Consider the following 6,462-nt stretch of genomic DNA (forward strand, 5'->3'; position numbering starts at 1 on the left):
TCGCTGGCGCAGGCAAGCCAGCTCCCACGGCGGACCTCGTCATTACTGACAGACCTCACCGCGATTAGCGCCACTGTTTACAGCGCAATTTGCTCTAAAGCCCTACAGTTTTTCCGGTCATCACTTCCTATACTGCGACGTAAGGTCGCACAGCTATCCGGGACCTTTGAGGCCTTTGGCCCGTGGGCGCTCCGATGGGGGGCGATGGTAATAACGACAGGAGTGACTGGCATGATCCATCACGTCGTGGGGCTGTTTACCCATCCCGACCAGGAATGGCGGGAAATTCGTGGCGATAAGGAAGAAAGCATCGGCCACATGTACCTCACTCACACCCTGATTCTCGCGGCGATCCCCGCCGTATCGGCGTTTATCGGCACTACCCGGGTGGGCTGGGTCATCGGCAGCCGCGCGCCGGTGATGCTGACCCAGGAAAGCGCCCTGTGGATGACCCTGATGTCGTACGCGGCCATGCTCGGCGGCGTGGCGGTCATGGGCGCGTTCATTCATTGGATGGCCCGTACCTACGACGCCAGCCCCAGCATGGCGCGGTGTGTAGCATTTGCCACCTACACCGCGACCCCGCTGTTTATCGGTGGGCTGGCGGCGTTGTATCCGCATATGTGGCTGGGCATGGTCGTCGGCACAGCCGCCATCTGTTACACGGTGTACCTGCTGTATGTGGGGCTGCCCACGTTCATGAGCATCGACCCGGACGAGGGGTTCCTGTTTTCCAGCTCGGTGCTGGCGGTGGGCCTGGTGGTACTGGTGGCGATCATGGCGTTCACCGTAATCGTCTGGGGCTTGGGCGTCGGCCCGATCTACACCAACTGAGCGGCTGACCCCGCAGGCAAAGCCACCGCAAGGTGGCTTTGTGCGTCATGCATGACCATTCGGCGCCTGACAGATTCGGAAACACCTGCTTTTGCGGCATACTGGGCGCCTCTGGAGATATGGTCAGCATGCCCGAGCAACTCAATACCCGCGTCGAAGATTGTTTCCTGCAAGCAGAATCCTTTTTTAAACGAAGCTTCAAACGCCCCCAGGTTAGCCTCAAGCTGCGGGGCCAGAAGGCCGGTGTCGCGCATTTGCACGAGAACCTGCTGCGCTTCAACCCACAGCTGTACCGTGAAAACAGCCAACATTTCCTGAAGCAGACCGTGGCCCATGAGGTTGCGCACCTGATCGCCCATCAATTGTTTGGCGAACGCATCCAGCCTCATGGCGAGGAATGGCAATTGATCATGCGCGGGGTATACGAACTGCCGCCGGATCGCTGCCACACCTATGCAATCAAGCGTCGGCAAGTCACGCGTTACATCTATCGCTGCCCATGTGCCGACAGTGATTTCCCGTTTTCAGCCCAGCGCCATGGGTTGGTGAACCAGGGCCGACGGTACTTGTGCAGGCGTTGCCGGCATACCTTGGTGTATACCGGGGAAACCCGGGTGGAGTGAGGGCCCCATCGCAGGCAAGCGAGCTCCCACCTGTTGACCGCGCCGCCGATCAAAGGTGGGAGCTGGCTGGCCCGCGAAAGCGGCCGAGCAGTCACCCAACCACCTTGGCCTGCCGCAATGCTGCTATTCGTTGCGCACTGAGCCCCAGCTCAGCCAACACTTCATCTGAATGCGCCCCCACCGCCACACCCATGTGCCGAGGCTCTGGCAACCCCTCTGAAAACTTCAACGGGCAGGCGATTTGCGCCTGAGTCGAGCCATCGCCGCGTGGCACCTGGCTGATCAGCTTCCGCGCCTTCAACTGCGGATGCTCCACCGCTTCACTCAAACTCAATACAGGCTCCACACACGCATCCACCCCGGCAAACAGGTCGCACAACTGCTCAAAGCTGCGCTTTTCAAACTCGACCTGCAGCGCCAGCTTCAGGGCTCTTTGCTGTTCCGGCCTGGGCGACAGGCCTTGCGCTGCCAACTCCGGTCGGCCCAACGCCTCGCACAGTTGCTGCATAAACGCAGGCTCCAGGCTGCCGACCGACATCCAGCGCCCGTCGCGCGTGCGGTAGTAATCATAAAAGCTGCCGCCGTTGAGCACCTGGGTCTCCCAATCCGGCTCGACCCCACAGGCCAGGTAACCCGCGCCGGCCATGGCGTTCAGGCTGAACGAACAGTCCGTCATGCTCACATCCAGGTGTTGGCCCACGCCGCTGTGCTGACGCGCTATCACCGCCGCCAGCAACCCCACCACCGCGTGCAGCGAACCACCGGCCACATCCGCCAATTGCACACCCAGCGGCAGGGGTCCGCTGTCCTGGCGCCCGGTGTGGCTGGCAATGCCGGCCAGCGCCAGGTAATTGATATCGTGTCCGGCACGATCCTTATAGGGCCCAGTCTGACCGTAGCCGGTGATCGACACGTAGATCAACCTGGGGTTGATCGCATTGAGCGCCGCATAGCCCAGTCCCAAACGCTCCATGACGCCGGGGCGAAACTGCTCGAGGACGATGTCGTAGTCCTTGACCAGCTCACGCACGATCTCCAGCGCCTCGGCCTGCTTGAGGTCCAGCGCCAGGCTGCGCTTATTGCGGTTGAGGTAGGCGTGGCTGGCCGACGTGCCGTGATCGTGCGGCGGCAAAACGCGCAACAGATCCACGCGTGTAGGCGATTCGATCCGCAGCACCTCGGCGCCCATGTCCGCGAGCATCAAGGATGCAAACGGGCCAGGTAGCAAGGTGGAAAAATCCAGCACTTTGAGGGACGCCAAGGGACCTGACATGGAGACTCCATTTCGGTTTCGAATGCCCACAGCGTAGGCAGGCTTGATCCTACCGGCAATCGTCAGAACGATCAGCGAGGGTGACCGTTTTGATCACGGCGGGCTTTTTCGCCGCGGCGGCTTTATCATTGGCCCACGTTTGCTTGCAGAGTGTTCCATGAAGTTCGCAATTGCGCTGTTTTCCGCCGCCCACGCGCCCTCCTCGCGCCGCGCCTTGCTGTTTGCCCAAGCGGCGATTGCCGGTGGGCATGAGATTGTGCGGCTGTTTTTTTATCAGGACGGCGTGTACAGCGCCTCCAGCAACATCGTCGCGCCCCAGGATGAGCAAGATATTGCCCGGCAATGGCGCGAGTTTGTCAGCGCGCACCAGTTGGACGGCGTGGTGTGCATTGCCGCCGCTTTGCGCCGTGGCGTGCTCAATGGCGAAGAAGCCACGCGCTACCAACGCAGCGCGGTGAACCTGGATGCGCCGTGGGCGTTGTCGGGCCTTGGGCAATTGCACGATGCCGCCCAGGCCGCCGACCGCCTGATCTGTTTTGGAGGGCCGTGACATGTCCAAATCCTTATTGGTCATCAGCCGCCAGGCGCCGTGGTCCGGGCCAAGCGCGCGCGAAGCCCTGGATATTGTGCTGGCCGGCGGTGCTTTCGACTTACCGATCGGCCTACTGTTTATGGACGACGGCGTGTTTCAACTGGCACCGCAGCAAAACGCCAAAGCCGTGCAGCAAAAGGACCTGAGCGCCAACCTGCAAGCGTTAGGCCTGTTTGGCATTGATGACGTGTTCGCCTGCGGCCACAGCCTGGCCGAACGCGGGCTCACAGCCCCTGCCAGCGCCAAGGCACTGGGCAACGACGCTATTGGCAAATTGATTGACCGTTACGACCAGGTGATTACCCTCTGATGTCGACTTTACATGTGGTGTCTCACTCACCGTTTGCCGATAGCCGCCTCGCCAGTTGCCTGCGCGTATGCGGCAGTGCGGACGCGATTCTGCTGTGCGGCGACGGCGCCTACGGCCTGCACAACGCGGCGCTGCAAACCAGGGGCGTGAAGGTTTTTGTATTGGCCGAAGACATGCAGGCGCGCAATCTGCCGCTACCGGACTGGGCCGACAGCGTGGACTACCCGGGTTTCGTGCAGCTGTCCATCGACTACGACAAGGTCAACAGCTGGCTATGAACACCTTGACCGTAGGCGGACGCACCCTCGAATTGGACAAGGACGGCTACCTCGTCGACCTCAATGACTGGTCGGCAGAGGTCGCCAACGCCCTGGCCGCCGCCGAGCCCCTGGAATTGACCGCCGCCCATTGGGAAATCCTCGAACTGCTGCGCGGGTTCTATGAAGAGTTCCAGCTGTCCCCGGCCACGCGCCCACTGATCAAGTACACCGCCTTGAAGCTGGGACCGGAAAAGGGCAACAGCCTGCACCTCAACACACTGTTCAACGGCACTCCTGCCAAACTCGCCGCCAAGTTGGCGGGCCTGCCCAGGCCGACGAATTGCTTATGACCGACTTTGCCCCGCTGACCTTTGAAACCCCTGCCGAGCACCCGTTTGCGCAGTTCGTACGCATCCTGGGCAAAGGCAAGCGCGGCGCGTGCAACCTCACCCGTGAGGAAGCCCGTGAAGCCATGGGCATGCTGCTCGACGAAAAGGTCGAGGACACCCAGCTCGGCGCCTTCCTGATGTTGCTGCGCCACAAGGAAGAAAGCCCGGAAGAGCTCGCGGGTTTCACCCAAGCCGTGCGCGAACGCCTGAACGCGCCGGCGCTGCAGGTGGATGTCGACTGGCCAACCTACGCCGGTAAAAAACGCCATCTGCCGTGGTATTTACTGGCGGCCAAGTGCCTGGCGCAAAACGGGGTGCGCATCCTCATGCACGGCGGCGGTGCGCACACCGCCGGCAGGTTGTACACCGAACAATTGCTGGACGGTTTACAGATCCCGTTGTGCCGCAACTGGCAGCAGGTCGAAACGGCGTTCGAACACGGCAACCTGGCGTTTATTCCCCTGGGCGACTGGGCACCACAACTGCAACGCATGATTGACCTGCGCAACACCCTGGGCCTGCGCTCGCCGATCCACTCGCTGGCGCGCCTGCTCAACCCGCTGAATGCGCGCTGCGGCCTGCAAAGCATTTTCCATCCCGGTTACCAGGGCGTACACCGCGATGCCAGCGGCCTGCTTGGCGACAATGTGATCGTGGTCAAGGGCGATGGCGGCGAAGTCGAGATCAACCCGGACACAATCAGTCACCTGTACGGCACCACTGGCGGCCAAAGCTGGGATGAAGAATGGCCCGCCCTCTCGGCCCAACGCCACGTCAAACCTGCCAGCCTGGAACCTGAACACTTGAAAGCCGTGTGGCGTGGTGACGCTCAAGACAGTTACCCGCAACTGGCGCTGATCGCGACCATGGCCCTGGCCTTACGCGGCATCGGCCATCCGCGAGAGCAGGCGTTCGCATTGGCCCAGCAATACTGGGATGCGCGGGACAAATCGATTTAATCGATCATTCCCCCGCAGTCTTTGCGCTTTTAGTTCGAACTCATCCCTTTAGACTGGCCTCCAACGCTTATTAGCCAAGGAGCCAGTCATGGGTTTGCTGATCGAAGGACACTGGAAAGACCAGTGGTACGAAAGTAGCGCAGACGGCGCTTTCCAGCGCGAGCAGGCACAGCGCCGCAATTGGGTAACCGCCGACGGTGAGCCCGGCCCGAGTGGCGAAGGTGGCTTCAAGGCCGAAGCCGGTCGCTACCACCTGTATGTGTCCCTCGCCTGCCCCTGGGCGCATCGCACCCTGATCCTGCGCAAGCTCAAGGGCCTGGAAAGCTTGATCGAGGTGTCCGTGGTCAGTTGGTTGATGCTGGAAAACGGCTGGACCTTCGACAAGGCCCACGGCTCTACCGGCGACAAGCTCGATGATTTTGCCTACATGCATCAGCGCTATACCGCCGACACCGCCGACTACACTGGCCGCGTGACCGTGCCGGTGTTGTGGGACAAGACGCTCAAGCGCATCGTCAGTAATGAATCGGCGGAGATCATCCGCATGTTCAACAGCGCGTTCAACCACCTGACCGGCAACACGCTGGACTTCTACCCCGAGGGGCTTCGCGAGGCGATTGACGCGCTGAACGAGCGCATCTACCCCGCGGTGAACAACGGCGTGTACCGCGCAGGCTTCGCCACCTCGCAGAAGGCTTATGAAAGCGCGTTTGACGATGTGTTTGCCGAGCTGGACCACCTGGAGCAGCACTTGGGTAAGCACCGCTATCTGGCTGGCGAATACCTGACCGAAGCCGACGTGCGGCTGTTCACCACGCTGATTCGCTTTGATGCGGTGTATTACAGCCACTTCAAATGCAACCTGCGGCGGATGGCCGATTATCAGAATTTGTCGAACTGGCTAAGGGAGATGTATCAGTGGCCAGGCGTGGCAGAGACGGTGGATTTTGCGCATATCAAGGGGCATTACTACGCGAGCCACCGGACCATCAATCCGACGGGGATCGTGCCGAAAGGGCCGTTGCACAATTTTGATGCCGGGCATAATCGCGAGCGGCTGAGCGGTAAGGCCGTCTGGAACTGACAACCCCTCTTCCGGTAGCGATTGGGCTTTCGTGGCGAGCGGGCTTGCCCCGCGTTGGGCTGCGAGGCAGCCCCAGTAAAAACACCGCGTTCTGCCAAGCAAACCGCGGTGTCTGGCTTTAGGGCTGCTGCGCAGCCC

General features: G+C 61.2%; 9 protein-coding genes. 8 read left to right on the top strand and 1 reads right to left on the bottom strand.

The features are described from left to right. Positions 1-231: 231 nt before the first annotated feature. Together AACV02_RS28960 and AACV02_RS28965 are read left to right on the top strand one after the other, a co-directional pair. Positions 232-834: a Yip1 family protein gene (locus AACV02_RS28960; RefSeq protein WP_106579846.1), complete on the top strand. Its 603-nt coding sequence runs from the start codon at positions 232-234 to the stop codon at positions 832-834. A 128-nt stretch (positions 835-962) separates the two neighbouring features. Further along, complete coding sequence (locus tag AACV02_RS28965) at positions 963-1,457, top strand: SprT family zinc-dependent metalloprotease (RefSeq protein WP_064454959.1); 495 nt, start codon at positions 963-965, stop codon at positions 1,455-1,457. Between the two features lie 91 nt (positions 1,458-1,548). Here AACV02_RS28965 and AACV02_RS28970 read toward each other — a convergent pair whose 3' ends face one another. Next, positions 1,549-2,730 carry a CaiB/BaiF CoA transferase family protein gene (locus AACV02_RS28970; RefSeq protein WP_119736247.1) on the bottom strand — a complete coding sequence of 394 codons (1,182 nt, stop codon included), beginning with the start codon at positions 2,728-2,730 and terminating at the stop codon, positions 1,549-1,551. A gap of 157 nt (positions 2,731-2,887) precedes the next feature. Here AACV02_RS28970 and tusD point away from each other — a divergent pair, with 157 nt between their 5' ends. From tusD to AACV02_RS29000, 6 genes are all read left to right on the top strand, one after another. Beyond that, positions 2,888-3,280 carry a sulfurtransferase complex subunit TusD gene (gene tusD, locus AACV02_RS28975; protein WP_106579848.1) on the top strand — a complete coding sequence of 131 codons (393 nt, stop codon included), beginning with the start codon at positions 2,888-2,890 and terminating at the stop codon, positions 3,278-3,280. 1 nt (position 3,281) lies between these two features. Further along, positions 3,282-3,632 (top strand): sulfurtransferase complex subunit TusC, encoded by a 351-nt coding sequence (gene tusC / locus AACV02_RS28980; protein WP_119736249.1) that lies wholly within the window; start codon positions 3,282-3,284, stop codon positions 3,630-3,632. Beyond that, on the top strand, positions 3,632-3,910 hold the full coding sequence (gene tusB, locus AACV02_RS28985; protein ID WP_119736251.1) for a sulfurtransferase complex subunit TusB: 279 nt from the start codon (positions 3,632-3,634) through the stop codon (positions 3,908-3,910). The genes tusC and tusB overlap by 1 nt, the downstream gene beginning before the upstream one ends. Further along, the gene (locus AACV02_RS28990) at positions 3,907-4,242 is read left to right on the top strand and encodes a TusE/DsrC/DsvC family sulfur relay protein (RefSeq protein ID WP_106579851.1); all 336 of its coding nucleotides are present in this window, start codon (positions 3,907-3,909) and stop codon (positions 4,240-4,242) included. Before tusB ends, AACV02_RS28990 begins: the two co-directional genes overlap by 4 nt. Further along, positions 4,239-5,240, top strand: coding sequence for a glycosyl transferase family protein (locus tag AACV02_RS28995; protein WP_119736253.1), 1,002 nt, complete (start codon positions 4,239-4,241; stop codon positions 5,238-5,240). The genes AACV02_RS28990 and AACV02_RS28995 overlap by 4 nt, the downstream gene beginning before the upstream one ends. Before the next feature lie 88 nt (positions 5,241-5,328). Then, positions 5,329-6,324 (top strand): glutathione S-transferase family protein, encoded by a 996-nt coding sequence (locus tag AACV02_RS29000; protein ID WP_119736255.1) that lies wholly within the window; start codon positions 5,329-5,331, stop codon positions 6,322-6,324. The last annotated feature ends 138 nt before the right edge of the window (positions 6,325-6,462 follow it).

The sequence above is a fragment of the Pseudomonas sp. Larv2_ips genome, assembly GCF_963879675.1.
Lineage (GTDB): Bacteria > Pseudomonadota > Gammaproteobacteria > Pseudomonadales > Pseudomonadaceae > Aquipseudomonas.

Bases quoted from the DNA above. Each gene is read 5' to 3' on its own strand.
- tusC (WP_119736249.1), top strand. From the start codon at position 3,282: ATGTCCAAATCCTTATTGGTCATCAGCCGCCAGGCGCCGTGGTCCGGG.
- AACV02_RS28965 (WP_064454959.1), top strand. From the start codon at position 963: ATGCCCGAGCAACTCAATACCCGCGTCGAAGATTGTTTCCTGCAAGCA.
- AACV02_RS28990 (WP_106579851.1), top strand. From the start codon at position 3,907: ATGAACACCTTGACCGTAGGCGGACGCACCCTCGAATTGGACAAGGAC.
- AACV02_RS28970 (WP_119736247.1), bottom strand. From the start codon at position 2,730: ATGTCAGGTCCCTTGGCGTCCCTCAAAGTGCTGGATTTTTCCACCTTG.
- tusD (WP_106579848.1), top strand. From the start codon at position 2,888: ATGAAGTTCGCAATTGCGCTGTTTTCCGCCGCCCACGCGCCCTCCTCG.
- AACV02_RS29000 (WP_119736255.1), top strand. From the start codon at position 5,329: ATGGGTTTGCTGATCGAAGGACACTGGAAAGACCAGTGGTACGAAAGT.
- AACV02_RS28995 (WP_119736253.1), top strand. From the start codon at position 4,239: ATGACCGACTTTGCCCCGCTGACCTTTGAAACCCCTGCCGAGCACCCG.
- AACV02_RS28960 (WP_106579846.1), top strand. From the start codon at position 232: ATGATCCATCACGTCGTGGGGCTGTTTACCCATCCCGACCAGGAATGG.
- tusB (WP_119736251.1), top strand. From the start codon at position 3,632: ATGTCGACTTTACATGTGGTGTCTCACTCACCGTTTGCCGATAGCCGC.